This window comes from Bradyrhizobium sp. USDA 4501 (assembly GCF_054062115.1).
On sequence record NZ_JBSSEX010000001.1, the window covers coordinates 4965274 to 4992069 of the forward strand.

At 60.7% G+C, this 26796-nt stretch carries 20 protein-coding genes and 1 pseudogene; 14 read left to right on the forward strand and 7 right to left on the reverse strand.

Annotated elements, in window-relative coordinates; genetic code table 11:
• Positions 1-57: 57 nt before the first annotated feature.
• Genes ACVWZM_RS22590 through ACVWZM_RS22600 form a run of 3 tightly spaced genes read right to left on the reverse strand, consistent with a single transcriptional unit; the run spans position 58 to position 3746 of the window.
• On the reverse strand, positions 58-1218 hold the full coding sequence (locus tag ACVWZM_RS22590; protein ID WP_456854881.1) for a hypothetical protein: 1161 nt from the start codon (positions 1216-1218) through the stop codon (positions 58-60).
• Complete coding sequence (locus ACVWZM_RS22595; protein ID WP_456854883.1) at positions 1208-2401, reverse strand: type III PLP-dependent enzyme; 1194 nt, start codon at positions 2399-2401, stop codon at positions 1208-1210. The genes ACVWZM_RS22590 and ACVWZM_RS22595 overlap by 11 nt, the downstream gene beginning before the upstream one ends.
• Positions 2388-3746 carry a DUF3326 domain-containing protein gene (locus ACVWZM_RS22600; protein ID WP_456854885.1) on the reverse strand — a complete coding sequence of 453 codons (1359 nt, stop codon included), beginning with the start codon at positions 3744-3746 and terminating at the stop codon, positions 2388-2390. The genes ACVWZM_RS22595 and ACVWZM_RS22600 overlap by 14 nt, the downstream gene beginning before the upstream one ends.
• 163 nt (positions 3747-3909) lie before the next feature.
• Here ACVWZM_RS22600 and ACVWZM_RS22605 point away from each other — a divergent pair.
• The 7 genes and pseudogenes from ACVWZM_RS22605 to ACVWZM_RS22635 all read left to right on the forward strand — a co-directional run bounded on the left by ACVWZM_RS22605 (position 3910) and on the right by ACVWZM_RS22635 (position 12198).
• Positions 3910-4878, forward strand: a pseudogene (locus ACVWZM_RS22605) (deoxyhypusine synthase family protein).
• Between the two features lie 8 nt (positions 4879-4886).
• On the forward strand, positions 4887-6497 hold the full coding sequence (locus ACVWZM_RS22610) for a B12-binding domain-containing radical SAM protein (RefSeq protein ID WP_456854887.1): 1611 nt from the start codon (positions 4887-4889) through the stop codon (positions 6495-6497).
• A gap of 141 nt (positions 6498-6638) precedes the next feature.
• Positions 6639-7922 carry a hypothetical protein gene (locus ACVWZM_RS22615; RefSeq protein ID WP_456854889.1) on the forward strand — a complete coding sequence of 428 codons (1284 nt, stop codon included), beginning with the start codon at positions 6639-6641 and terminating at the stop codon, positions 7920-7922.
• A 614-nt stretch (positions 7923-8536) separates the two neighbouring features.
• A complete protein-coding gene (locus ACVWZM_RS22620) occupies positions 8537-8776 on the forward strand; it encodes a hypothetical protein (protein WP_456854890.1) in 240 nt (79 codons plus the stop codon).
• 289 nt (positions 8777-9065) lie between these two features.
• Positions 9066-9215: a hypothetical protein gene (locus ACVWZM_RS22625; protein ID WP_456854892.1), complete on the forward strand. Its 150-nt coding sequence runs from the start codon at positions 9066-9068 to the stop codon at positions 9213-9215.
• Between the two features lie 831 nt (positions 9216-10046).
• Positions 10047-10433, forward strand: coding sequence for a hypothetical protein (locus ACVWZM_RS22630; protein ID WP_456854894.1), 387 nt, complete (start codon positions 10047-10049; stop codon positions 10431-10433).
• Between the two features lie 571 nt (positions 10434-11004).
• Positions 11005-12198 carry an IS4 family transposase gene (locus ACVWZM_RS22635; protein ID WP_456854896.1) on the forward strand — a complete coding sequence of 398 codons (1194 nt, stop codon included), beginning with the start codon at positions 11005-11007 and terminating at the stop codon, positions 12196-12198.
• A 17-nt stretch (positions 12199-12215) separates the two neighbouring features.
• Here ACVWZM_RS22635 and tnpC read toward each other — a convergent pair whose 3' ends face one another.
• From tnpC to ACVWZM_RS22655, 4 genes are all read right to left on the reverse strand, one after another.
• A complete protein-coding gene (tnpC, locus tag ACVWZM_RS22640) occupies positions 12216-13808 on the reverse strand; it encodes an IS66 family transposase (protein WP_456851746.1) in 1593 nt (530 codons plus the stop codon).
• 74 nt (positions 13809-13882) lie between these two features.
• Positions 13883-14227, reverse strand: a complete 345-nt coding sequence (gene tnpB, locus ACVWZM_RS22645; RefSeq protein WP_027583889.1) for an IS66 family insertion sequence element accessory protein TnpB — start codon at positions 14225-14227, stop codon at positions 13883-13885.
• Entirely contained in the window at positions 14224-14574 is a 351-nt protein-coding gene (locus ACVWZM_RS22650; RefSeq protein WP_253606702.1) for a transposase, read from the reverse strand. Before ACVWZM_RS22650 ends, tnpB begins: the two co-directional genes overlap by 4 nt.
• Before the next feature lie 575 nt (positions 14575-15149).
• The gene (locus ACVWZM_RS22655; RefSeq protein WP_456854898.1) at positions 15150-17486 is read right to left on the reverse strand and encodes a hypothetical protein; all 2337 of its coding nucleotides are present in this window, start codon (positions 17484-17486) and stop codon (positions 15150-15152) included.
• Positions 17487-18272: 786 nt separating this feature from the next.
• On the opposite strand from ACVWZM_RS22655, the gene tssA reads away from it, so the two are divergent.
• The 7 genes from tssA to ACVWZM_RS22690 all read left to right on the forward strand — a co-directional run bounded on the left by tssA (position 18273) and on the right by ACVWZM_RS22690 (position 26045).
• A complete protein-coding gene (gene tssA, locus ACVWZM_RS22660; RefSeq protein WP_456854899.1) occupies positions 18273-19928 on the forward strand; it encodes a type VI secretion system protein TssA in 1656 nt (551 codons plus the stop codon).
• 38 nt (positions 19929-19966) lie between these two features.
• Entirely contained in the window at positions 19967-20458 is a 492-nt protein-coding gene (gene tssB, locus ACVWZM_RS22665) for a type VI secretion system contractile sheath small subunit (RefSeq protein ID WP_456854901.1), read from the forward strand.
• A 34-nt stretch (positions 20459-20492) separates the two neighbouring features.
• A complete protein-coding gene (gene tssC / locus ACVWZM_RS22670; protein ID WP_456854903.1) occupies positions 20493-21977 on the forward strand; it encodes a type VI secretion system contractile sheath large subunit in 1485 nt (494 codons plus the stop codon).
• Between the two features lie 12 nt (positions 21978-21989).
• Positions 21990-22385 carry a type VI secretion system baseplate subunit TssE gene (tssE, locus tag ACVWZM_RS22675; RefSeq protein ID WP_456854905.1) on the forward strand — a complete coding sequence of 132 codons (396 nt, stop codon included), beginning with the start codon at positions 21990-21992 and terminating at the stop codon, positions 22383-22385.
• 7 nt (positions 22386-22392) lie between these two features.
• Entirely contained in the window at positions 22393-24141 is a 1749-nt protein-coding gene (tssF, locus tag ACVWZM_RS22680) for a type VI secretion system baseplate subunit TssF (RefSeq protein ID WP_456854907.1), read from the forward strand.
• Complete coding sequence (gene tssG / locus ACVWZM_RS22685; protein ID WP_456854909.1) at positions 24105-25091, forward strand: type VI secretion system baseplate subunit TssG; 987 nt, start codon at positions 24105-24107, stop codon at positions 25089-25091. The genes tssF and tssG overlap by 37 nt, the downstream gene beginning before the upstream one ends.
• A 441-nt stretch (positions 25092-25532) precedes the next feature.
• Positions 25533-26045, forward strand: a complete 513-nt coding sequence (locus ACVWZM_RS22690) for a papain-like cysteine protease family protein (protein WP_456854911.1) — start codon at positions 25533-25535, stop codon at positions 26043-26045.
• Positions 26046-26796: the final 751 nt, after the last annotated feature.

Consider the following 26796-nt stretch of genomic DNA (forward strand, 5'->3'; position numbering starts at 1 on the left):
CTGCGCACTCGCTGTTGAGGATGGAGGATGCGTGATTGGAACGGCTGCATGGCTGGATCAGCCGGCTTCGGATCGCGGGAATCCGGATCGTGGGGCGATCACGGCAAACAGATCGGGATGGAGACCGTTGAAGGCGCAGGCCCAGGGCAACGTGTCTGCGCCCATGGCCGGGATCTCGATCCAGTCGCCTTCCTTGACATCAGCCGGCAGCACCATCGCGATCTCGAAGGCGTCCCAGGAATCACAGGTCGGCCCGAACACATGGAAGCTGCGCGTGGTGCTGGATGGCGTGCCGTTCGGCCGGCGCAGCCGCGGCGCCGGACCGTCGCGGCGAAGCCGGCGGTCGAGCGAATGCAACCAGCCGAAACGTCCATCGTTGAGGTAGATGGCGTCAGGCTTGCGCAACAGCACCTGGATCACAACGTTGCAGCAGGAATCCACCACGGCACGGCTGGCGTCGAGCCGAAGGCGGGTTGTCGTAAGGCCGAGCCGAGTGGCGTGTGCGAAGGCGGCCGTACAGAGTTGTTCGATGGTTTCGCCGCCGGGACGGATCTCCGCACTGCCGAGGTTGATTGCCGCGAGGGCAATGCCGGAGCGTTGCGCGAGCGATCGGCCGTAAGCCAGCGCGGCGGCAACATCGCTGCCGGATGATACGCCCGGACAGATCGCGATCGATGTGGAGAAGCCATATGCATGGCTTGCGCTGAGCATGGTCTCGATCGCCCGGTCATGCAGCCGGTCGGAGGCTTCGCGTGGTTGCCTGATCAGGGAAACAGGCACCATGACCTCGACCTCGATCTCGTCAAAGCCGACTTCGTCATGCAGTTTAGCCAGGCCATCCTCGCGATCGATGGCGAAGACGCGCACCCCGCGCCGCGCCATGACCTGCAGATCGCATCGCGAATTGATCGGCTGTCGCAGCACCGGAACGATCGGCTTGGCGAGCTGATCAAGCAGAGCCAGATCAGCGGGGCTCGAGATCGCAAACCGGCGGATGCCCGCTTGTGCGAGCCTCGCCAATATCTGCGGGTGCGGATTCACCAGCAGGTCATGGCAGATGTCGCCGTCGAACGCGGCCAGCACGTCGCGTAACCGCTGGTCGAGCAGCGTCTGGTCCAGGCAGAACAATGGCTCGGCCGGCTGCAGTCGCTGCAGCAGGTCGGGCACATCGCAGCCTCGGATGATGGGCTCGCTTCGATCAGCTGTCTCAGGCCGCATGGTCGCGCTCCCGGGCATCGATCCATGGCCACTCAGCAACCGTCGCCTCGATCGGTCGTCGATAGGTCTGAACATCAGCCGCCAGGCAGGTGGCGTAAGCCCCCAACTCACCGAGCAGGATCCAATCGCCCTCACGCGCATCTGCGGGCAGGATGTAACCGCCAGGCAGCTCATCTCGTGTGTCGAAGGCAAGCGGCCCCACCAATGTGAAAGTGTTCGGTTCGCCGTCCACCACACGGACGTCGGTCCCTCGCCTGCGGTACAGCCGCGCGGGCACGCGGTGATCGAGAAAGGAGAGTTCGCCGAAACTGCCTGCCACGCCGTCGGTGATGTGCAGACGATCGGCCCGGCGATGCACGACCTGAACCAGCACCGCGCAGGCCTCGGCGACGAGCGCGCGGCCCGGCTCGCACAGCAGCCGGCACCTCTCGATATGGAGATCGCGGAAGCTGCGCCCGATCACGTCGAAATAAATTTCCAGCGGCGGGACGATCTCGCCCGCACGCGCCGCCGGGAAGCCGCCGCCGACATCGATGCTGGCCAGGGGAACGCCCGCGACGGCTGCGACTTCACCGCAGGCCGCTAGCGCATCGAAATAGGCCTGGGGATTGCGACACTGCGTGCCGACGTGAAACGTGAGACCGCATGCGAAGCCGGCCTGATGGGCCGCGCGCAGGATGTGCGCGGCCTCGGCCGGTGCCGCGCCGAACTTGGTGCTGAAATCCTGCGCCGCGTCGGCGCGCTGTGTCGCCATCCGCACGGCAATCTGGATATCTCGCCGGTCGGTCTCGGCCATGCATTTGGCCAGCTCATCGGCATGATCGACGGCGAAGCTATGGATCTGCGGCAAGCTGGCCGACCTGCGGATCGCGTCGCGTGATTTGACCGGGTTATGGAAGAACAGCTCGGCGTCGGGGCGGATCGCCGTGACGGCCTCGATTTCGGCAATCGAAGCCACGTCGAAACGCCGCAACCCGGCTGCGCACAGCGCGCGAAGGACGGAAGCGAGAGGGTTGGCCTTTACGGCGTAGAGCAGCTCGCCAGGGAAGCCGCCCTGGAAGCGCCGGAGTTGTGCAGCAATTCGGTCCGGCCAGACGCAAAGCATCGGCTCCGACGGCAGGAGTTCGGAAAGCAGCGCCTCGACGTTTGCGTGAGGGCACGCCATGGCCTCATCCAGCAGCACTCAACCTGGCCTGCACCGGCTCCATGTCCCACGACGGCCTGATGATCGGGGTTTCCAGCCGATGCAACGGACGGCGCAACGCGTCGAGGGCGACACCGGAACGCAGCGCGCTCAACAGGCCGCAGGCCTCCAGGTAATTCTCCGCATATAACAGCTTGCCCGGTGCCCATGGCAGCATCGACAGATCGGTACGCGCGCGATTGGTGCTGTCTCGCACCGCAATGACAGGAATCTCCTGCTGTAGCGCGGCCAGGGTGGGCAGGCCGAGGCAACGGTCGGGCATGACGACGCAGGAAATATCTGCGGCCGTGAGCACGTTGCGATTGAGCATCGCCTCGGGGTCGACGATCAGCCGCGGGCTGCGCGAAAGTCCCTTGAGGATGCATTGCAGGTAGGCCGCCGAAATCAGCTCCGCGGCCATCACCGGATGTCCGACACCGACCGGAATCGACTTGTATTCGTTCAGCTGCGGCGAGTGCGCCGACGGCACGTTGAGCACATGGGTGACGGCGTGGGTGAGGATGGCCTCGATGCCCCCCCAGGGATTCACTGAATCGTCGGGGCCGTTGTAATAGGCGATGATATCGTCTTCGGGATATTCGATGATCGTGTTGAGTGCCACCGCATCGAATTGACCGCGGCGCGCGGCAAGCAGATCGAGCAGCCGCTCCAGATGCTCGACCCGTCCGGCGGCCCTGCCGGAAGACGTGAAATAGGCCTTCATGTCGAATGGCGGATCCAGCCGCAGCAGCTCGGTGCATTGGTAGCCGCAGGATGCGCGGGCGGCGTTGGTGGCATTGATCGAGTAGTTGGTGATCTTCTCGACCTTGTGCTCGCCGATCACGACCAGGATCCGGTTGGACCGCACCGGCTGAAGCCCGATCGTGCCCATCAGCAGGCGGCAGATCACGCTGCCTTCGACATAGACGCCGTTCTCGGGGAGCTCGTTGAGGTCGGCCGCGTTGACCACGTTGGGATGGGTGATGAGGCGGTCGCAGGTCGCGGCGAGCAGCCGCGCCGCTGGTCCGGCGTCGCCGACATGACCACCAACTTCGGCGCCGATACCGGTCGGCACCATGTACACGACATTGAAGTCGTCGCCGCCGTGAATCTTGCGATCCTTGAAACGGAAGATGCCGAGCCGGTCGTCCATCAGGGCGGCCGGACCTTTGCTGATGACGCCGACCTCGCAGCGATAGCATTCGCTGGTCGTTTCGGTGACGACGAAGCGGATCGGGACGACATCCCGCGGCAGTCGCGATGTCAGCGCGTCAGCAAAATAAGCTATGAGGTCGCCATGGCCGCGCTTGATCGGAAGATCAAGAAAGATCTCGTGAGCCTCCATCCGACCTCCTTCCGGCCAGCCGACCGCCTGAGCGCGCTGTATGCCGATCCAGTACCCGAGAAGACCATCGCCAATGCCATGATATACTTGTAGTACGATACATTTTCATGTACAACCTTAAAGTGGGTGCCGCTCTTCGGCGCCGCTGGCGAGAGAGGGGCACATGGCGGCCGAGATCCGCGGGTTCATCGATCACCACTTTCGCCATTTCAATGCCGCCGCCCTGAAGGACGCGGCACAGGGATACGAGACGTTCCTGAACGCCGGTGGCCGGATGATGCTGACGCTCGCCGGCGCCATGAGCACGGCGGAACTCGGTCTGTCACTCGCGGAGATGATCCGGGCCGGCAAGGTGCATGCTATCACCTGCACCGGCGCGAATCTCGAGGAGGATCTGTTCAATCTCGTCGCTCATGACCGTTACGTCCGCGTGCCCGGATATCGCTATCTGTCGAAGCAGCAGGAGGTCGAACTGCTCGAGCGCGGGCTGAACCGGGTCACGGACACCTGCATCCCGGAAGACTACGCGATCCGAAAAATCCAGCATTTGATCGAGACGCATTGGCGCGATGCGAAGCAGGAGGGGAAGCCGAAGCTGCCGCATCAATTCTGCTATGAGCTGATCCGCAGCGGCCGGCTCAAGAAGCACTATCAGATCCACCCCGAGCACAGCTGGCTTGTCGCGGCCTGCGAGCGCTCGTTGCCGCTGTTCGTTCCGGGGTGGTAAGATTCGACGCTTGGAAGCATCTTCACGTCGCTGTGTATCCGAGGCGAAATGTCGCCGGCGGCGATGCGGGGCGGCATCGACTATTTGCTGGAGCTCGCCAATTGGTATCGCGAGGGATCGGCCCGGCATCCGATGGGCTTCTTCCAGATCGGCGGCGGCATCGCCGGCGATTTCGCCATCTGTGTCGTTCCCATGATCCGGCAGGATCTGGAGGAGCACGTCCCCGAGTGGAAGTACTTCTGCCAGATCAGTGATTCCACGACGAGCTACGGCGCCTATAGTGGCGCGGTTCCGAACGAGAAGATCACCTGGGGCAAGATCGCGGGCGATTGCCCGCAATATGTCATCGAGTCCGATGCCACGATCGTCGCCCCGCTGATCTTTGCCTACCTGCTCGGCAGATAGAGGGCGCCGTGATCGACGGCTCGGTCCAATTGCCTGCGACGAAAGAGATCGTTCTGATCAACGCCGCCGACAGCGCCTCGACGCTGTTCGACGAAGCCGCCGAACCCTACCAGGCCAACGCCTTTCCAAATCTCGGGCTGCTGACCCTCGGCACGGCCTTGCGCACGGAGCTCGCCGCACGCGGCCTCAGCTATCAGGTGACATATTTCGATGCGTCGGTCACCGGCAATGACCAGCTGATATCATATCTGGAAGCGCATGCACCGCGTCTGTTCGCGGTCTGCTTCAGCATCTACACCGCCAATTATGTCGCCTCGGCCCGGATCGCCGAGCGCGTCAAGCGGCTCGATCCGAACATCCACACCGTGCTCGGCAATGACGGCTTCTCGGCGATCTGGCGGATCGCGATGCAGCGCCGCGCAGCGTTCGACTATGGCTTCTACGGCAATGATGTCGTCGAGGGTTTCAGCCGCTTGATGGCCGATCTTGCCGAGCGCCGCGTCGTCGATCTCAGCCGTTACCCGGAGCTGGTGTTTCGTGATCCTGCCGACATTGGCAGGATCATCAGAAACGAGGAGGATCCCGAGGAGTTTCACCGGCTCCCGATGGTCGACTACTCGCTCACCCGCGGGCCGTTCGACCATGACGCGCTGTATCTGGCCGAGCAGCATCGCAGCATGCCCTCGCTTGGTGCCCGCGGCGCGCGCGGTGTGACTATCGAGTTCGCGCGTGGATGCCTGAAGTTCGGCGGCCGGCGAAACGACTACGGCGTCCCCCTGAACGCGTGCGACTTCTGCGCCATCAATCCTGGCAGCAAGGCCATGATCGGCGCCGATGCGGAGCGCGCCTGGGCCATCATCCGTAGCGCCGTCGAGCAGGGCTACAACTACTTCTTGGTCACGACCGACGAGTTGCCGTTGACGTTCTGGCCGCTGCTGAACCGGATGGCCGACCGGGTCCCGGACTGGTATCGCGACATGCACCGCGACGATCGCCCGCGCTTTCTGTCCTACGCCCGCGCCGACGCCTTCAAGGCCAACAAGCTGCATCGCATCGACCTGATGATGGAGCAGTTGAACTACGACACGTTCTGGATCGGCCTGGAGGCGTTTTCGACGATCTCGCTTCGGGCGATGAACATTTCCGCCAGCCGCAACGGCTCGCAGGACATGCTCGAGCACAATCTCGAAGCGGTCGCGTGCGCGGCTCAGCGCGGCGCCCGGATCGGTGCCGGGCTGATCGTCACGCATCTCGGGATCACGCCGGACATCATGGAGACGAATTTCAGGATCCTGAACGACTGCCTGCGGCGCCACGCGCAGGCCTTCATGGAAATCACCGTCAACCTGCTGTACCCCAACCCGGGATCTCTGGCGTTCGACTACCTGCGCATGCCAAGCTCGGCCCGGGACGCCGCGGGCAGGCTGGGCCTGGAGGTCGACTACGACTATCTGCTGTCGGTGCAGGGCACGTACGCCGAGGAGGATATGATCGATACCGATGAGCTGCTGCTGGATTTCATGCGCGGGTGCTGTCCCGCCGTCACCATGGAGCAGGCGGTCGACTACCGGAACCGCGTCTCCGAGCTTGTCAGCAGCCATGGCATCCAGCTCGTCTGAGGCCTGCCGCGCCACGATGTCCGGACCCCGTAGCGGGACTGCCGAGGTGATCTTCCGCACGTCTCGCTGCGCCCGGCGCTGGGACAAGCCGTGAAGATCACGCATCTGATCGCTGTTGTCGACGCATCCGGCCGCCGCTTGTTGGTCGATCGCGGCACCGGTGCATTGCCGGAGATCCGTGCGCCGGCCGTCGCGTCCGGTGAAGTCGCCGAATTCATCGCTCTGGTCCAGCGGCAGCTCCAGCTGCCGGTGTATGTGCTGCGCTGTCTGCGGCGGTATACGGACCCACGAAGCCGGGAGACGCGCAGTCAGATCCATCTGCTCGAAGCCGCCGGCCCGCTCGAGCGCGCCTCCCGTGCCTATCGCCTCATCGACCGTGCGGATATCAAGCCGTTCGCAGTCTCGCCGCGCGGCGAACTGTTCGATCTCGGGCACGCGATGCGACCGCGCGCGGGCAACCGGCCGTGGTGGAAGGCGGGATTTGCAGTGGCCGCGGTCGGGTGGCTCGAGCAGACCGCGGATCGCCTCGGTGCAGGGCGGGTGCTCCGGGTCGAGCAGTTGCGGAGCTGGGAGATCGCCTGGCTCGCCCGGGTCACCGCGGAGCGCGCGACCTGGTATTTCAAATGTTCGCCGGCGCCACTCAATGTCGAGGCCGACGTGATCGACCTGTTGATGCGGATCGCGCCGGATCATGTCCCGCATCTCGTGGCGCGCTATCGGGCGGGCTCGGGGTTCCTGATGGATGCCTATTCCGAGCCGACGCTGGAGGCCCGTCGCGCGCCTTCTGCCTGGATCGAAGCCGCCGCGCAGTTCGGACGCCTGCAGCTGGATGCGAGCGGCGCGGTGGACCGCTTCATCGCGCGCGGGATTCCACCGCTTGATCTGACCGATATCGAAGCCGACATTGGCGCCCTGCGCGATGAGCCCATGCGCGCCACCCGTACGCTCGCCGGCCTGAGCGATCATCATTTGCAACGCCTGCATCACGCCTGGCCGCGGCTGAGCGGACTGATCGCCGAACTGAATGCCGCCGACCTCCCGGTCTCGATCGACCATGGTGATTTGTGGGCGCCGAACATCCTGTCCGGCAAAAACCACGCCCGGTTCCTCGATTGGTCGGATGCGACCATCGGATGCCCGTTCTTCAGCGCGCTGACATTGCTGATGGCGGAGGGCATCGCGGTGCCGATGTCGCGTGATCCGAGCCTGCGCAGCCGTATGCGCGATGCCTATCTCGAGCCCTGGCAACAGCGGCTGGGCCGGGCCGCGGCGCTGCAGGCCTGGAAGATGGCGCAGCCAATCGCTGCCCTGCACATGGCCTCGATCTACCTGCGCAGAATTCTGCCGCTCGTCGACACCGAGGTTGAGATCTATCGCACGTTCGGATGGTTCGTCCGGCTTGCCTTGCGACAACGGATGTTCTGAGCTCCCCGGCACGCCCCGCGCGATCTCGGCGCCTATCGCTTTAAACCTCGCCGATCGATGGAAGCTTCAAAGGAAGAGGGCGCTGAAGGGATCGTCATCGGCCTCGGTCAGATCGCGACTTGAGCAACCGAATGTCGGTATCGGTGGTTGCGCCTCCAAGATCTGAACTTCCTCGGTAGCGTAAGACCCGTCTGGGTCCGACCGCAATCACCTCGTCACTGTTACGAGACCGGTGCGCAGAGGGCAACGGACTGCGGACGGCGGAACCGCGCGCTGCTATCACGATCGACGACATGTCTTGCGAGGCCGACGGGTTTATCGGTAGTGACAGGCGCGCATGACGATGGCGCGGAACTCGGCTGCGCCTGGGACTCTTGGATTGCCCGCGTCGGACGGCTAAGTCGGACGCAATCGGGAATGCTGAAAGGGCCTTGTCGCACTCGAGGCCGTTTTTCGTTGGGCGCCCTCTGAGCAGCGACGGAAGGACCTCGGGGCCGTAGCCGGATGCGAACATGAAGGGCTTGCGGCGAAGAGCGATAAGATCCGCAGCGACCGGGTCGACGTAGGTGCCCTGCAGGTTGATGTCGAGAATGGCGAGATTGAATTCGGCCGTCATGGCAAAGGACGACGCGCTCTCGATATCTCTCGGCCTCACCGACCACACGGTGCCCGAGTTCTTCGACCATTTTGGACATCGCCATCCTGATCAAGAGACCGCACGCACCGCCAGCATCCTGATGATGCTGGATGAGTTTCCTGCACTCGGCCGGCCCGACTTCTTCGACGCAGGAGCTGGTCCGGTTGTTTGGAGAGCGACCCGCGCAAGTGGGCGTTCTGGTGATAATGAACCGTGAAAGCTACTTGGTGGCGTTCCACGCGAGCAACGGCCACGGGGGCCGCAACGAATCGCTCGATCGGGCGCGACGCCAAGCGCAGACTCTGCACTTCCTAACCCAGTGGGTTGTCGCTGGGAGGAAATGGACCGGCACCCGAACTGAAGTCTCGTTCTCACACAAATCGGGATTGCAATAGCTATAAATACAAGGTACTTCGGTTGTACATTTCGGAATTACGACCAAAGGCAATAAAAGAGAAAGCTGAGGAGGGAGTGATCCGGTGGATAGACCATTAACTATCAGGAAGTTGGTCTATGCCGCAGCGACGGTTTTGGTCAGCGCCGGGGCTGCGCTCGCCGATCCGATCCGGGTGGCGATCGCCAATTTCGGGGAACACCCCGATCTTGCCGCGACGATCATCGAGGTCATCCAAATGCCGGCAAACCACGCCGCCTGATCACCTCGTCACCCAAAATCCCGCATAACTCTTTCCAGCCCCCGCCACATCGCACGCAGCATGCGGATTTCCCGCACTACGCGCTCCCATTTGCTTCGCATAGGCGACTGCAGCGGCTCATCACGCATCACTTTCATGTCTCTGAGCGAGTGCATCAGCCTTGGCACCGCATTTGACAGCGCCGTTTCGACTGCAAGGCGATCCTCTCTCTGAGATCGCCTGGTAAGGTCTCACAGTCGAGGTCTATCGAGACTCCTAGTTCTATCCATCTGCTTTTACCCAGGGAGGTGCTGCTTAGCCCCTATACGCCTTTGCGACATGCCATTTCGGATGTTTTCCCCATCTGGAAACCCTACTCTCCGCGACATAGCCCCGGAACCTCAAAACATGACCAATGACCGCATGAGCGCTATCCTTGCGCATCAATTTTCGCAAAATCCACCACACAGTCTCGGCCATCCAAATCGAGCTCCCCTTGAACTCGCCCCATGCAACCGATCTCGCATCAACCTGCTGCTCCTGCCTCTCGAACCAATCGCTGATCGAGCGCGATACGCCATTGTGGCGGCCTGCCGTTCGCGACCGACACAACTCGGCGATCAGCGATCTGCTTCCCCTTGGCTCGCGTTACTATCGCCGCAGAATTGCCATCGGGGCACTTACCGGAATCTGGCAGACTGAATAGTTCGCGGCCAGCACTGCTCACGTTGTATTTCGTCGTCAAGTCAGGTCCTTGCGATCGAAGCTACAAGAAGTGGCAGGTATCGGATACTGAAGATCGTGCTATCTTCTGCAGGTTAATCACAACTTTACAGTTCAGAGAGGAAAGCAATGGCATCGACCGTAGCTGAAGACGAGAAACGCCGCACACAACAAGGGCCGCAAGTGGCCCAAGCATCGGCTGCTGGGCCAAGTGGCGCCGCCGAACATACTAAGGAGTCGACGACAGCCACGCGCGCTTCATTCGTGTTTCCAGAATGGCAGAAGTCGATCGAAGCAACGACAAATTGTTTCGCCGCGGCTTTGAAGGACAGTTTGAGGTTGACTGCTTCCTCTTTGCACGATCACGCCAATTTTCTAAGAGTCGTTGCCGAGGTAAAAACGCCCTCCGAGTTGCTAAAAAGCTATCTGGACTTGGCAGAGCGATCTTGGTCCAGATCGTTCAGTGAAGGCTCGAAGTTATTGGATAATCTCAAGATACAACAACATCAGCGGTGAGCAGTTGAATCAATGGATGTGATATGAGTGCCAATGAGATTGGGGCGGTCGCCTAGTACTTTCCCAAGATCGCCTGATCGGCCAGTTCTGATGGCAACGCGCCTTCAGAAAAAAACGGCATTTTCGAGCGTCGGTGGTCAGCTCGTTGTCGCCGGTTGCTGAAGACGGATGCAGTTGTTAAAGGCAGCAAAGCCCGGCTAAGCATTGGTGCGCGCGCAGAGTCCACACCGCGGCTGCAGGCGCATCTCGAAAGAACTCGGAAGCCGCGAGAAGGTCGCTGGCGGGTGGTTGTTTTTTGTAAGCGGCAAGCTGACCTTTCAATTACCCACATTTGACGTCGGATTTGAGCGAGGCGCGGCGGGCGAAATCTTGAATCGGCAGAATCTGTTGTGATTCATTGTTGAGCACCTGATTCGGAAGTGGGGTGCTCGATGGGGTTGGTGAAGGAACGCGCGGAGACGCGTGCTCAGCGATTGACGACCGGTATCGAGACGTGGGTTGATCGAAGCTGCGGGATGATGAGCGGCTTGGTCGCCGGTTCTGCAAATTGCTCGCACAAGTCGGGAGCGACATGGGTCAAAGCATCCCGTTGGTTTGTCAGGACTGGGCCAACACGAAGGCCGCCTATCGCTTCTTCTCCAATGAGCGGGTCAATGAGGCGGATATTCTTTGCGGTCATTTCGAGGCGACGCGCGGGCGCGTAGCGGCGACGGAGGGACCGATCCTCGTCCTCCATGACACGACGGAATTCAGCTTCAAGCGCGAGAAGCCGGATCTGATCGGCTTTACGGGCAAGACGGCAGGACGCACACAGTGCGGCATCCTGATGCATTCTAGTCTCGCCGTGACGACCGAGGGGCTTCCGCTCGGACTGTCGGCAATCAAGTTCTGGACCCGCAAGAAGTTCAAGGGGACGACGGCGCTGAAGCGAAAGATCAATCCGACACGGGTGCCGATCGAGCAGAAGGAGAGCATCCGCTGGCTCGGGAATTTACGGCAATCGACCGACCTTCTCGCTGCTCCTGGACGATGCGTTCATATTGGTGATCGCGAGAGCGACATCTATGAGCTGTTTTGCCTGGCCGAGGAGGTCGGAACGCATTTCCTGGTGCGAACCTGTGTTGATCGGCTTGCCGGGGACGGCAATCATACAATTGCCGACGAAATGGACGAGGTGACGATCAAGGGTCTACATCGGATCAAGGTCAAGGACGACAAAGGCGATCCCGACGACGCCGTTCTTGAGATCAGGTACCGCAAGATACGCGTCCTGCCGCCGATCGGCAAACAGACGAAATATCCCGCACTCACTCTGACCGTGATCCACGCTCAGGAGCGGGGAAGGCCGAAGCGGCGAAAGAAAATCGAGTGGAAGCTCCTCACCGATCTCCCGGTCCGATCGCGCAAGGACGCCATCAATAAGATCGACTGGTATGCCTTGAGGTGGAAGATCGAAGTCTTCCATAAGATCCTCAAATCGGGCTGCAAAGCAGAGGACTCAAAATTGCGAACTGCTGAGCGTCTGGTCAATCTGGTCGCGGTCTTCTGCATTGTGAGTTGGCGCGTCTTCTGGATGACGATGCTCAATCGCTCCTCGCCGAATGTCGTACCGCAAACGGCGCTGACAGATCCCGAAATCAGGCTTCTTGATCATTTTGTGAAAGACAGGGGTGGCGATTGCTCTCGACGAAGCACGCTCTCGCACTATGTCGTCAAGATCGCGCGGCTCGGAGGATATTTAGCCCGAGCCAACGATCCGCCGTAAGCGGCAAGCTGAGGCCGTCAGGCTGCGTGGTTCCATGGCATAAGCGCGTCGATTTGGCTGCTCGGCCAGCCGTTGGCGATACGCTGAAGTGTTAAGGCGAGCCAGGCGAACGGATCGACGTTGTTCATTTTCGCCGTCTGCAGCAGCGTTGCGATGGTCGCCCAGGTTCGTCCGCCGCCGTCGCTGCCAGCGAAGAGGCTATTCTTTCTCGTGATTGTTAGTGGCCTGATGGCGCGTTCGACGACGTTGGAGTCGAGCTCGATGCGACCATCGGTCAGGAAGCGTTCGAAGATGGCACGGCGCGAGACGGCATAGCGGATCGCCTCAGCCAGTTTTGATTTGCCGGAGATCCGCCGCAAGGTCTGCTGCCAGAGATCGAAGAGATCTGCGACGATCGCCGCGGAGGTTTGCTGGCGCGCGGCAACGCGAGCGTCGGGGCTTTGACCGCGCACGGTCTTCTCGACCTGCCAGAGCCTTGCCATCCGCTCGACCGTCGCCGTTGCCACTTCCGAGCTCCCTGCAACATGCAGCTCGTAGAACTTGCGTCTGCAGTGTGACCAGCAGCCAGCCAATGTGATGCCATCATTGCCGCGATCGGATCGCGCGAGCTTGTTATAGGCGGCATAGCCATCCACTTGCAGGATGCCGCGATAACCATTGAGATGGCGGACCGCGCATTCGCCGGAGCGGCTGTCTTCGAAGCGATAAGCCACCATCGGGGGACCGCTGCGGCCAAAGGTTCGGTCATCCCGGGCATAGGCCCATAAGTAGGCCGTCTTTGTCGATCCGGAGCCCGGAGCGAGCGTCGGCAAGGTGGTTTCGTCGGCAAAGACCCGTTCGGCCTTCTTGACCTCGCTGAAGATGTTGTCGGCCACGATCTCGAGCTCGAAGCCGAGCTTGCCCATCCATTGCGCCATCAGCTGGCGGTCGAGCTCGACATGATCGCGGGCGTAGATAGCCTCCTGCCGGTAGAGCGGCAGGCCGTCGGCATATTTGGCGACGGCGATCTGGGCCAGAAGCGCTTCCGTCGGAATGCCTCCTTCAATGATATGGGCCGGGGCCGGCGCCTGGATGACGCCGTCCGCGTTCTTGAAGGCATACCTGGGACGGCGCGTGACGATCACCCGGAACTTCGCCGGCACCACATCCAGGCGCTCCGACACGTCCTCGCCGATCAGCACCTTCTGCTTGCCGGCATGCTCAGCCAGCTCTTCCGGCTCAATGACGGTTTCGATCCGTTCCAGATGGGGCGCAAAGCCCTTGCGCCGACGCGGTGCACGCTTGCCATCCGCCTGCGCACGGCCCTTGCTGACCTGGGCCTTGATCGCGGCGATGCCGGTCTCGATCTCCTCGAAGACGAGGGCCTGCTGTTCATCGTCGCCGTTCGCCGAGCCGAGCTTCTCCGATCGTCGGCCGAACCGGGCGCGGTCGAAGGCCTTCAGGATTTGCGTCAGCCGCTCGATGCGCGCATCGGCATCGGCGTTGCGGGCCTTGAGATCGGCGACTTCGCTCTCCAGAGCATCGGCGCGGGCCGCTTTCTCGGCCATGGCAAGCACCATGGCTTTCAGCGTCTCTACGTCATTCGGGAGGCTGAGATCGGGCGGCGTCATTGACCCGACCAGAGCACATTTTGCCCCGGTTCTCTTGCCCTTTCAGGCCGCTGATTCACTTCGCCGCAGTGCTTTTACCCAACAATCTCCGGCGGCTTGACCGCCGCGGTCCGGACCCGCTTCCAGTCCATCCCATCCACCAGTGCCATCAACTGCGCAGCATTCAGCTGCACCCGATGATGCCCGATCCGCGGCCAGCAGAACCTCGCCTTCTCAAGCCGTTTTAAATAGAGGCACACGCCGGAGCCATCCCACCATACGATCTTTATTCGGTCGGCTCTTTTGGCGCGGAACACATAAAGCGCACCGTCGAACGGATCTGAGCCGGCATCGCGCACCAGCGCAACAAGGCCATCGATACCCTTGCGGAAGTCGACTGGATGGCTCGCCAGGAACACCTTCACGCCGGAGGGGATCATGCCGAACGGACCGCCCGGATCACCCGCTGCAACTGCGCCTCGTCGACGTCCACGCCGGCGCGCACGATCACCTCGCCAATGGCAATCTCGATCACCGCGCCTGCCACAGGCGCCACCACACCCTCGCAACTCGAGTGCCGTGAGCGATAACGCCGCCGCTCGGCCCGAGCGTCACGGCGCCAGGCGAACAGCTGCGACGGGTGAATGCCGATCCGGCGGGCGATCGCCGAGACGCTCGCGCCAGGCTCCAGCGCCTCCATCACGACTTGGGCCTTAAACTCGTCCGACCAGCGTCGGCGAAGCTGCCGCGGCGCTCCCTCAAGACGGTCGGCGACCGCTTCGATCATATGGAAGGTTCTAGTTCCAGAACTAGGCGCAGACATAGAAGCTCACATCGGCTCACAAACTTAGCAGCCGATAGCCGATCGTTCACCCCCTCCGCCAGACGGGGTCTCCTTGCCGCTTACGATCCGCCTCCAGGAAATACCGTGATCTGGCGCGGACTATCGCGGCTGACCGACATCGAATTGGGAGCTGCGATCGAGGCAAAAATTATGGGTAATTGAAAGGTCTCTTTGCCGCTTACGACCAGTCGACAGAGAGCGACGGACTTAAAACGAACCTCTCCGCGCTGCCGGTTCGTCTGAGCGGTGGATGCGTGCCTGCAAACCCATCAAGAACATCGTGCTGATGTGGACCCAGCGTGGGTACCTACCGCAGGTGGTGGGATGGAAGAACCGCGCGCCCAGCCTCCGGCCGCGGACTTTAGCCTCCTTTAAACCGGGGCCGCAGAATGATGTTCAAGCTGGACGGATTGTTGGAGGTCACTTCCCTCATCCCTGGCCCCAACACCGCCATATAGGACTGACCGTGAATAATCAGATTTGTCGGCTGGTAAAATGACTGCGGCAGCATGCCTCTTCTATTCAGCGCGCCAATCAGGATGTCGGGGGCAGGTTGGGGGCCGTGAGTGAAGCCCAAAGGGGACGACCTGTCCGAAATCATGCGCCGGCGCCCAAGCCGATATCGCGACTACCGGATGAGATGAGTGTTGCGGTCGTCCCAACTCCCAGGAAGCCCGGCTGTTCTCAGAATAGTTGCGCGCTTCGCCGCGTAAGGCCGTATCAAAATTCGAACTTCCGTTCTGCAGAGGCGACGTTGGTGGTTCCAACGGCGTACTTGGCACGAAGAGCAGTTGTTCGAGCGACGCCTGGAATGAGTTGAGCTGCGGATCACCTTCCCAGATCTCCGTTGGCCCATCGACCTCCATCTGCTCTTCCAACAGCGCCAGGTACGTCCGCAGCGCCAAGCCGTCATCGCGCATGGCGGCCGCCGCGGGAGCCGTCTGCAGCAAGGTATGCTGCGGGGCGATGTCCCCTGCGGTTGACGGTGGCCCCTCGACTTCCATCTCCTGCTCAAGCAGCTCCAACAGATCTAAGTCGCTGTCACTGATAGCTGACGCAGGAGGCTTGCGTCGCGAGTTGTACGTCGAAAGCAGATTTAAGTTGCCGCGCCGCGATTGGCTATTTTTGACGCGCCTGTACGTCTTACGATCTTCCTGCAGCAATGGGTCGCCGAGGCGGCCTGCTATCGCGCTTTTCGCATGTGTCTTGAGCCACTCACTGAACCCACGAAGATAGCTAGCGGCCTTGGTAATATCGCGCGGCGTTCCGAAACCCTGCCATGGAGTTCCGTTCACAAGGTCCGCTCTGGCCGCATCGACGGCCTTTTGGATGAGAGTCTCATCGTCAGGATAGGCGGCCAGCCGTGAGCGCGATAATTTAAGCGAACTGGTGCCCAACATGAAGTTCCGGAGATGAGCCAGCCCGGCGGTGATTATTCTTCTGCCACCCCCACTTGATATGTAAAGCTGGGCATCTTCATCCAGCGAACGGTCGTGAGGCCGAACAACAATCCCCGGCTTATTCTCTTCGTAGAGCCAACAAGAAAAGCCGCGAATGGAGCTCGCAATGACCATGGCGGATCGCGGCTTGAGTCGACGCGCGGCAGGCTGGACCGCTCTCGCAGAGCGCTTGAAATCGTTGAGGATTTCATTGAGGCGTTCCCTGTCGCCGGGATGGATGCTGCATTGGGGCCTGCGGCGGGTCACCGCTGTTCTCACCACCGCAGTTGAAGGCTCGCGGACGTCATGATCGCTGTCAACGGCAGGTCCTGCACCTGGGTTGGGCACGGACGGCCAAAGCGGTGATTGATGACCCGACCAGGGCTCGTTACCGGAACGCGAGTCATGTCTTTCGCGGCTTGGCGCACCATGATCCGCGCCAACTGAAGACGCACCCAAATCCCGCGGTTCAGAGCGCATCTGCTCGGGGGCAGAGCTGCTCGCTCGGTGAGCCTCGACGGCCGAAGAACTCGCTTCAAGAGCACGCTCGTTCGTGCGCTCAGTCCAATCAACTGGCGACGTTGGTAGTTCCAATGGCGTACTTGGCACGACGAGCAGTTGTTCTAGCGATTCCTGGAATGAGTTGAGCTGCGGATCACCTTCCGAGATTTCCGTTGGCCCATCGACTTCCATCTCCTGTTCCAACAGCGCCAGGTGCGTCCGCAGCTCCAAGCCCTCATCGCGCATCGCGGCCGCCGCGGGAGCCGCCCGCAGCAGCGGCTCCAACAGATTGTACATCGAAAGCAGATTCAAGTCGCCGTGCCGCGATTGGCGATTTTTAACGCGCGTGTACGTCTTACGATCTTCCTGCAGCGATGGGTCGTTGAGTCGGCCTGCTATCGCGCTTTTCGCATGTGTCTTTAGCCACTCACTGAACCCACGAAGACAGCTAGCGACCTTGTTAATATCGCGCGGCGTTCCGAAACCCTGCCATGGAGTTCCGTTCACAATGTCCGCTTTGGCCGCGTCGACTGCCTTTTGGATGAGAGTCTCATCCTCAGGATAGGCGGCTAGCCGTCGGCGCGATAATTCAAGCGCACTGGTGCCCAACATGAAGTTCCGGAGATGAGCCAGCCCGGGGGTGATTATTCTTCTGCCACCCCTTGATCTGTAAAGCTCGGCATCTTCATCCAGCGAACGGTCGTGAGGCCGAACAACAATCCCCGGCTTATTCTCTTCGTAGAGCCAACAAGAAAAGCCGCGAATGGAGCTCGCCATGGCATCGGCGGATCGCGGCTTGGGTCGACGCTCGGCAGGCTGGCCGGCCCTTGCAGATCTCTTGAAATCGCTGAGGATTTCATTGAGGCGTTGCTTATCGTCGGGATGGGTGTTGCATCGTGGCCTGCGGCGGGTCACCGTTGTTTTCACCACTGCTGTGGAAGGCTCGCCGACATCGTGGTCGGTGTCAGCACCAGGTCTGATGCCTGAGCTGGACTGCCCAAGCTCTGATTGATGACCTGACCGGGGCTCATTGCAGGAGCGTGGCTCATCTCCTTCGCGGCTTGGCGCACCACGATCCACGCTAACTGAGGAGGCCCCTAAATCCTGTGGTTCAGAACACATCCGCTCCGGAACCGAGCTCAAGTCTCGGTGAGCTTCGGCGGACGAAGAACCCGCTTCAGCAGCAGGTTCGTCCATTCCCTCAGTTCTATTGACACTGCATCGGGAGGCACTTGACGTCCCAGCTTCACCATCGCTCATCATTCGCTCCGATATAGGCGAGACCGCGCCTGGGCCATCACCGAATACTCCTGCATCTCTAGCCGGAAGTGCGCCTTGAAGTCGCCCACCTCAGAAGTCGTTTCAACGACAAAACCTCGACGTACCGCGCTGAAACTGTCTCATTTTCTTTCAAAGTTTTCGCGAGGGGGGACTTGCGTGCCGCAGCTTGCCCGAGCCTAAGGCCCGTCAGGCCAATGACCGAGCCGTCCATCACCAATGCCTCTAATGTCAAGTTTGCAACATGCTGTCGGGACCATGACGCCTCCGATTGAGAACGTTTCTGCTAATCAAGCCTTTGCAATTGGCATAAGGCTTGAAAGAGATGAAGGCGGACATCATCCAGCAGCGCTTGCGCGAGGACGGTAGTGATGGCTTACAAGGGTGTCGCCTCTCGGCTCATTGTATGCGGCGGGTACGACGTTGACTTTCCACGATCCGTCGCAATGCGTGTTCGCGTATGGTTTTGTCACGGTGATTGATCACTGGGCGGCGGTTCGAGACGACATCGATGCGCGTGCGCAGCACGGTGCCGCGCCTGTGCCGGGCTCCGTGCCCGCCGGCATCAATGCCCGTGGTGCGGCCGAATTTGAACAGCTCGAAACCGAGGTCCGGCGCATTGACGCCGACGGACCGACTGCGGTTGATTGGAGCAAAGTCAGCACGCTGTCGCTCCATATCCTGTCGAACCAGTCAAAGGACCTTTTGGTTGTCTGTTGGGCCACCTATGGTCTGTTCCGGACCGGAGGATACCAGGGCCTTGCGGTCGGCCTAGGCGTTTTGCGCGGCATGGTGGATGCGCATTGGGAGGGGCTCTTTCCGCCGATCAAGCGGGAACGGGCGCGGGTCGGAGCGATCGATTGGCTCGTTGGTCGCGTTGGGCCGGAGGTGGCCGAGAACGTGCCGATCGAAACTGAGTATCCGGCAGTGCTCGCCGCCTATGAGGCGCTTGACGATCTCGATCGCCAGCTGCGCGACAAGCTGGTCAATGAGCAAGCCTCTCTGGGCGAGTTGTTGAGGGCTCTGCGGCCGCACTACGAAGAAGCCAAGCGCGCAAGCGCCGTGCCCACGGAACGTGCGGCGGAGGGGGCCCGAGCTGTCGAGCAGGCCGGCGTCGCCCCGGCGGTATCCGCTTCGCCGGTTGAGGTCGCTCAACCGGCAATAACGGAGGTGGCACGACCGGCTGGCGCCGATGGCGACTGGGCCGGCTTGATCGACCACTTGCCTGATATGCTGCGCCTAGCTTCGGCCGCCCGGCGCGTCACGTCCCCCACAGACCCGACGGTCTATCTGCTCAATCGTGTCGGCTCCTGGATGCGCTTTGACGCCCTGCCGCCGGATACGGGCGGCCGCACAACGATATTTGCGCCTGCGGACAATATCGCAGCGTTGGAAACCAAAATAGCGGCCGGTCAGCACGCCGATGTCTTGAATTTGGCCGAAGAGATCGTCTGGATGTCACCGTTCTGGCTCGACGTTCACCGGCATGCCGCGAAAGCATTGGAGCAAATGGGGCCGCTCTTTGAGCCGGCGGCCGCGGCAGTGCGCGCAAGCCTAGCCCTGCTGGTCACACGCTATCCGCGGATCTTGACGTTTCAGTTCAATGATGGACGGGCGTTCGCGGATGAGGAAACGCGCGCCTGGGCCGCCGTCGGTGGTGCGGACGTGTCGCCGGGCCGTCATCCTGGGGACGACGCGGTTGTTGAGGCACATAAGCTGATTGGCGATGGGCAGCCTCAGGCTGCCCTCGAGAAGCTGTCACGTGCGCTGGATGGCGCGAGCGGAGAACGAGCGCGGTTCGTCGGCCAGCTTGCGCAAGCACGTTTCTGCATCGAAACCGGCTTCGTGACGACCGCCGCCCCGCTGCTCGAGCACATGGAAGAGGTGATCGCCGAGCGCAATCTCGAACGCTGGGAGCCTCGGCTTGCGCTCGACGTCGCCGAATTGCGCTTTCGCGCGATGACCCATTCCGACTCTCAGCAATTGATTGACGAGGCGCGCCGTTGCGCCGTGCTCGAGCAAATCCGAAAGAGAGTCGCTGGCATCGATATCGCACGGGAGAGCCAGCTTGGCCGCTAGCTGACTTTATCACGGCAGAGTTTTAAACAGGAGCTGATATGGCACAGGAAAGCTCGGTCGCTCCAAAGGAGCGCATCAATATCCGCTTCAGGCCGGCAACCGGCAACCTCAAGGAGGATGTCGAGCTGCCGCTCAAATTGCTGGTTCTTGGCGACTTCACCGGACAGGCCGATGACCGACCGATTGAACAGCGCGAGCTCGTCAATATCGACAAGGACAATTTTAACGAGGTTGTCAAAAGCCAGGAACTGACTCTTCATATCTCCGCCGAGAATAAGCTCGACGATCAGCCTGAGGCTGGCAAGCTGTCGGTGTCACTGCAGTTTCAGAGCCTCAAGGACTTCGAACCCGAGCGTATCGTGCAGCAAATCCCCGAACTGCGCGCTTTGACCGAACTACGCGCGGCCCTGATCGCTCTGAAGAGCCCGCTCGGCAACGTACCGGGTTTCCGCAAGGCCATCCAGAATCTGCTCGAAGACCACGGCGCGCGGCCGCGGCTCCTGAGCGAGCTCACCGGCAAGAGCGAGTGAGCGGATCCGCGAGATTCCTTGAGGGGCGAGCGCTATGACCGACACAAGTGCGCAGCAGCCGGCCGAAGTCGCCACCCCGACCACTGACCTTTCGTTGCTGGATCAGGTCCTCGTCGAAACCAGGATGACCCCGCGCGACGAGGGTTACGACCTCGCCCGCCGGGGCGTCGCAGCTTTCGTCGCCGAACTCATCAAACCGAACCGGGCCGACGAGCAGGTCAATAATACGCTCGTCGATCAGATGATCGCGGAGATCGATCGCAAAATCTCGGCTCAGCTCGACGACGTGCTGCACACAGACCAGTTCCAACGGCTCGAGTCGGCTTGGCGCGGGCTTAAGTTCATGGTCGACCGCACCGATTTCCGTCAGAACATCAAGATAGAAATCCTTAGCGTCAGCAAGGACGAATTGCTCACCGACTTCGAGGACAGCCCGGAGATCGTCAAGTCGGGCCTGTACAAGCACGTCTACACCGCAGAATATGGCCAGTTCGGCGGCCAGCCCGTCGCGGCCATGATATCGGCCTACGAGTTTGGCAGTGGCAGCCAGGATGTTAAGCTGATGCGGTACATGAGCGCAGTGGCCGCCATGTCGCATGCACCAGTCATAGCTTCTGCTGCACCGGACATGTTCGGCGTCGAACGTTACGAAGAGATCGCGGGTCTGAAGGACCTGCAATCGGTGTTCGAAGGACCAAAATATGCCAAGTGGAACTCGTTCCGCGAAAGCGAGGACGCTCGTTATTTCGGCCTGACGCTGCCGCGCTTCCTGCTGCGCTTGCCCTATGGTCCAGAGACGGTTCCCGTGAAGGACTTTAATTACCAGGAGGCCTCAGACGGCGAAACCGACAACTACCTCTGGGGCAACGCTGCCTTTGCCTTTGCGGCGCGCTTAGCCGAAAGCTTCGCCAAGTATCGCTGGTGCCCGAACATCATCGGCCCCCAGTCTGGCGGCGCGGTTGAGGATCTCAATCTGCATACCTATGAGGCAATGGGACAATTGCAGACCAAGGTGCCAACTGAGGTGCTCATCTCGGACCGGCGCGAGTTCGAACTAGCTGAGCAGGGCTTCATCGCGCTGACCATGCGCAAGGGAGCTGACAATGCCGCTTTCTTCTCGGCCAATTCCGTGCAGAAACCGAAATATTTCGGGAACAGCCAGGAAGGTAAGGCGGCCGAGCTCAACTACAAGCTCGGCAGCCAGCTGCCCTATATGTTCATCATCAATCGTTTTGCCCACTACATCAAAGTGCTGCAACGCGAGAACATCGGCTCCTGGAAGAGCCGGCAAGAGCTGCAAGGCGAGCTGAACAACTGGATCCATCAGTATGTCGCCGATCAAGAGAATCCGTCGGCAGAGGTGCGCTCGCGGCGGCCTTTGCGAAAGGCGGAGATCATCGTCGAGGACGTCGAAGGTGAACCGGGCTGGTATCGCGTCGGCATCGCCGTCGTTCCACATTTGAAGTACATGGGCGCAGACTTTGCTTTGACGCTCAAGGGTAAGCTCGACAAGAAATAATGGTGGTAGGCGATGTTCGACCGCAGCCTTATGGAGCGCTTGGAGGACGGAGCCGCGCCCCACCGGGTGTCGTTCGACCGTTTCCGGGCAAGCGTTCTGGGAAACCTGCGTCGGGTTCTGAACTCGCGCCAGGGCTGCTGCGAAACACGGCCGGACCTCGGCATGCCCGACCTTAACGAGGCGGTCGGGCAGGGAGCCGACGCAGTACGCGCGCTCGCCCGTTCGCTCAAGCAGCAGATCGAGACATTTGAGCCCCGCTTGAAGAATGTGTCGATCCGCTTTCATGCCGATCCCGACAACCCGCTGCAGCTGAGCTTTCACGTCAACGCGACGCTCGATTATGACGACCAGATGGAGCCAATTTCCTTCGATGCGATCTGCGACAAGCACGTTCGGATAAGGGGCTGAGGCGGCGGTGGCCCTTAATCCCTATTACGAGGACGAACTCTCCTATTTGCGCGAGCTAGGCGCTGACTTCGCGTTGGCCAATCCGAAGCTTGCGCCCTTTCTCGGGCGGGATGCAACCGATCCCGACGTCGAGCGGTTGCTCGAAGGCTTCGCCTTCCTTGTCGCGCGGCTTCGCCAAAAGCTCGATGACGAATTTCCCGAATTCGTCCACGGCCTGTTGCGGATGGTGTGGCCGCAATATCTTCAAGCCCTGCCGCCGATCACGACCCTATCTTTTGCTTTGAAATCATCGGCGAGCGCTGCGAGCCTGAACGTGGCGGCCGGCACGAACGTGCGTTCGCGGCCGATTGAAGGAACGAACTGCACCTTCGTCACCTGCTACTCAATTGACGTGCTGCCGCTTGAGATGATTGATGTCCAGCTCGAGAACCGGACGAGTTCGGCTCGCCTTACCTTGGGTATCAAAGCAACCGGCCAGCAAAACCTGTCATGTCTAAAAAAGGGTCGGCTCCGTCTTTTCTTCTCGACCGAACGAGAGCCGCAAGTGGGACGCTGCCTATTGGCATGGCTGTGCCGTCACGCCTCGCAGGGAACTGTGACCGTGGCCGATCGACAGGTCGCCGCAATCGGCTCAGCACAGATCGCGCCTGTCGGCTTTAGCGATGACGAGGCGGTTTTGCCCTGGCCGCACAACGCCTTCTCAGGGTTCCGGATCATCCAGGAGTATCTGAGCTATCCGTCGAAATTTCTCTACGTAGAATTATCTGGTCTTGAGCCGCTTGCAGGCCACACGGAGACTGAGTGCAGGCTCACCTTCGAGTTTCGGCGCCCGTTCCCTGCCCAGTTGCGTGTCGGCAAAGGCCAGATTTGCTTGAACTGCACGCCGGCAATCAATGTCTTCAGCCATGAGGCCTCGCCAATTCGGCTGAATCGGACCAAGACCGAATACCGCATACTTGCCTCGGGAGGGCCAAACTTCGCTATCCGGTCCGTCGATGGTGTGACCGGCTATGTCCAAGGCCGTCCCGAACGCATCGAGTTCGAGCCATTCGACCTGTTGCGCCACGATCTGCCGGGCGCCGAGCGCAACCGCGCCTACTTTCGCGAGCGTATCCGGCCGGCGGTTGTCGGCCGGGGCGTCGATCACTACGTGAGCTTCGTTGACCGGCTCGACATCGGCCAACATCCGCCAATCGACGTCGTATCCCTGCAATTGACCTGCTCCAACGGACCCATTGCTGACCGGTTACCCATCGGTAGCGTGGATCTGCCGACCTCTGATACACCTCGCTCGGTAACCTTCTCGAACATCACGGCGGTGGTTGCAGAAGTGCCGCCACCGGTCAGCGATGGCTTGCTGCGCCGTCTGATGACCAATCTGGCGCGCAACTACGGAGCGATGGCTAACGTCGATGCGTTGCGGACTGTGCTTGCCAGCTACGAGTTTCGTGCAGTCTACGACGTTCAGGCGCGTCGTCGCCTGGAATTGTTGCTCGAAGGCCTCGATCAGTTTGTGAGCACGGACACCGATCACGTGGTGCGCGGCGCTCCGATCCGAATGCGAAATATCGAACTGGCCGTGATCGACAGCAAGATCGGGGGCGAGAGCGAATTGTTCCTGTTGGGAGCGGTACTCGACGCCTTCTTCGCGACGTTTGCCGGCATCAATATGCTGCACCGGTTTTCGGTTCGTGGCACGGAAAGCAACGCACACTACCTATGGCCAGCGAGAAGCGGATCAATGACGGCACTCTGACTACGCCCGACGAACGCGATGAGCTTTCGGCATTCGGATTCTTTTCGCTCGTTGCGCATCTCGAGCGGCGCTTCAGCGACGCTCCCCCAATCGGATCCACCGACGATCCCGCGCAGGAGGCGGTGCGCTTCCGTGCGCCGCCAACGCTTGGCTTTCCTGCCGAAGAGATCGCGGGAATCAGACAGGCCAATGCCGCCGGCGAGCGCGTGGAGGTCAACGTCAACTTCCTCGGGCTGCATGGTCCCTCCTCGCCGCTACCGCCCTTCTACACCGAACGGGTCATGCATGCAGACGGCATGGGATTGCTCGGTGATTTCTTTGATTTCTTCAATCACCGTCTGATCAGCCTGCTGCTGCGGATCTGGCGGTACTACCGTCACCATTTGCGGTTCGAGGAGGGCGCAACCGACCCGATCTCGGTGCTGATTGGCACGCTCTTTGGGCTCGTGCCCGGGGAAGACACAGCTAGGGAACGGGAATGGCGGGCGCGGCTGCTGCCGCATGCCGGCGTCCTTGCCTTATGCAGCCGGTCCGCCAAGCTTGTGGCCGGTGTGATTTCCAGCCATCTCAACATTTCAGCCCGGGTCGAGGAATTCATCTGGCGCGAGATCGACATTCCACGGCAGGCGCAGTGGCGCCTTGGCCTATCTGGTCTTGAGCTTGGCGTTGATACCCTTGCCGGTGAAACCATGCCGGACATGGTAGGAAAATTTCGGCTTTGCCTCGGCCCGCTCAACCAGCAGCAGTTTCGGTCACTGCTGCCCGGTTGCGAGACCCATGCCATCCTTTGCCGTCTCGTTAGAGTTATTCTGCGCGAACCCTGGGCATGGGATCTCCAGCTAGAATTAGCGCTTGGGCAGACACCGCAATGGACTCTGGGCGAAGGAGAGTTAGGTTGGACGACATGGATCGACCCGCCCAATGGAATCGGAAGCCTTATTCTATTGTGATCGTTTTGGAGTTGTTCGGGTGAAGATCACTCGCGATGACGGGATGCTGGACCATCATCGCGCGTCACGGATCACGGGCTGGAGTCGGAGTCAATCTGGTTAGACGTTGCCATCGCGTGCTGGCTGCGGTCCAATGGCTTCCATGACTGAGAGACTGCTATGCCAGTGCATCGAGTCGACTGCTGACTCCTTACGACCGCTAGCACGCCGTCACCTGCACGCGCCCCTTGGATGCGGATGCAGAGAGCGCGGACCGGCGTGAGGTCGCGAAGATCATGTTGCGCATCGATCCGAGCTACGAGCCGATGCGCGCCCGCCGGGCCCATGAGAACCATCTCGTTCGCGCCAAGTATGTGAGTAGGCGTGGCCACCGGCGGTTGGCGCTAACGCCGTTCGGCACGCTATTTGCCCAGCTCGCTGGTAAATTTGGGGGAGTGTAGGGTGCTAAACGTAAAGCTGGATGTCCCGCTTGTCGGTCAACAACATGGCTATGACGGCCAATTAAACATGCGACGAGACTATGCCGGAAATGTACGACCGCATGGAAACCAGAATTGTTGGTATGCTTGCGCCTGTATGCTGTCGTACTACTTTCGCCCAGGGCCTCGGCTGGGTCTACCTTCCGTTTGGCAGGCCGACGTAGGCATCAACGGCTACCAGTTTGACTGGTTGGCGCGCACCGAAGGATTAGAGAGGCTCAAGCAGCCAGATGACGGATTTACGCGTGAATTTATTGCAGAAACGTTGATCGCACGAGGGCCAATATGGGCTGCGCTGCGTTTGTCGTCAATCTCCGGGAACGAAACACCATGGGACGGGCACATAATAGTGCTGACTGGTCTGATAGAAGACATGTTGTGCTACAATGATCCGTCTTACCCAGCGCGTGGTGTGATCTACTTCTATAGTCTCTTGTTTGTCGACCTTTTCGTCAAGAATCGCGACTGGCTGTGAACCCCCCTCTGGACCGCAAGACCTTCCGACTGCGAACGCCGAGCGAAGACACCTCCTCCTGCTCTCGTATCCGATTAGCGACACTCCAATATGCGAGCTCCGGGCAGAATTCGGTGCGACATCGCGTCCGCAATAATTTGCCGGGGCATATACGGACTTCTGCCCGCTCGTTTCAAGACGCAAGCACTGCTGTGTCGTCGAATACACTGCCTGCCGCAAGCGGCGACGCATCTCCGGGGTCCCAAGTCGACGCCACATTGGCTCGACAAGCTGCCGCTGTCCGTTTGGTCAAGGATAGTGAGATGACATTGGGCCGGTTGTAGTCAAAAAAGTTGCCTGAGGGGGCACCTTGTCCGGTGTCTGACGGCTACACGAGCCTCTGTCAGTTTGAGAACAGCGGCGTCATTCGCCGGACCAAAGATTCTTATGTCCAGCCAGTGGCTTAGATTGGAAGTGCCATTGGCACGACCGTTGCTACCGTAATCTGGCAACATTAATTGGCGGGAGTGCACGGAGATGCGTAAAACTACCGCGCTTCTTTGCTTGCGTTCGCATGCCTTGTTTCTGAGAGAGAAAGCCGCGCGCGGCGTCCGATGCAGCTGAGCGCACGAAGAGACCTTCCATTTCGCCTTGCGCAACCGGCGCATGAGACAATCGATCGGTCCAGCAACAATGCTGGTCGGTAGAAAGCAATGCTGAGGCCACGGCAATTCCGATGGGGCTCTCGGATGACCACGTGTACTGGCGAGCA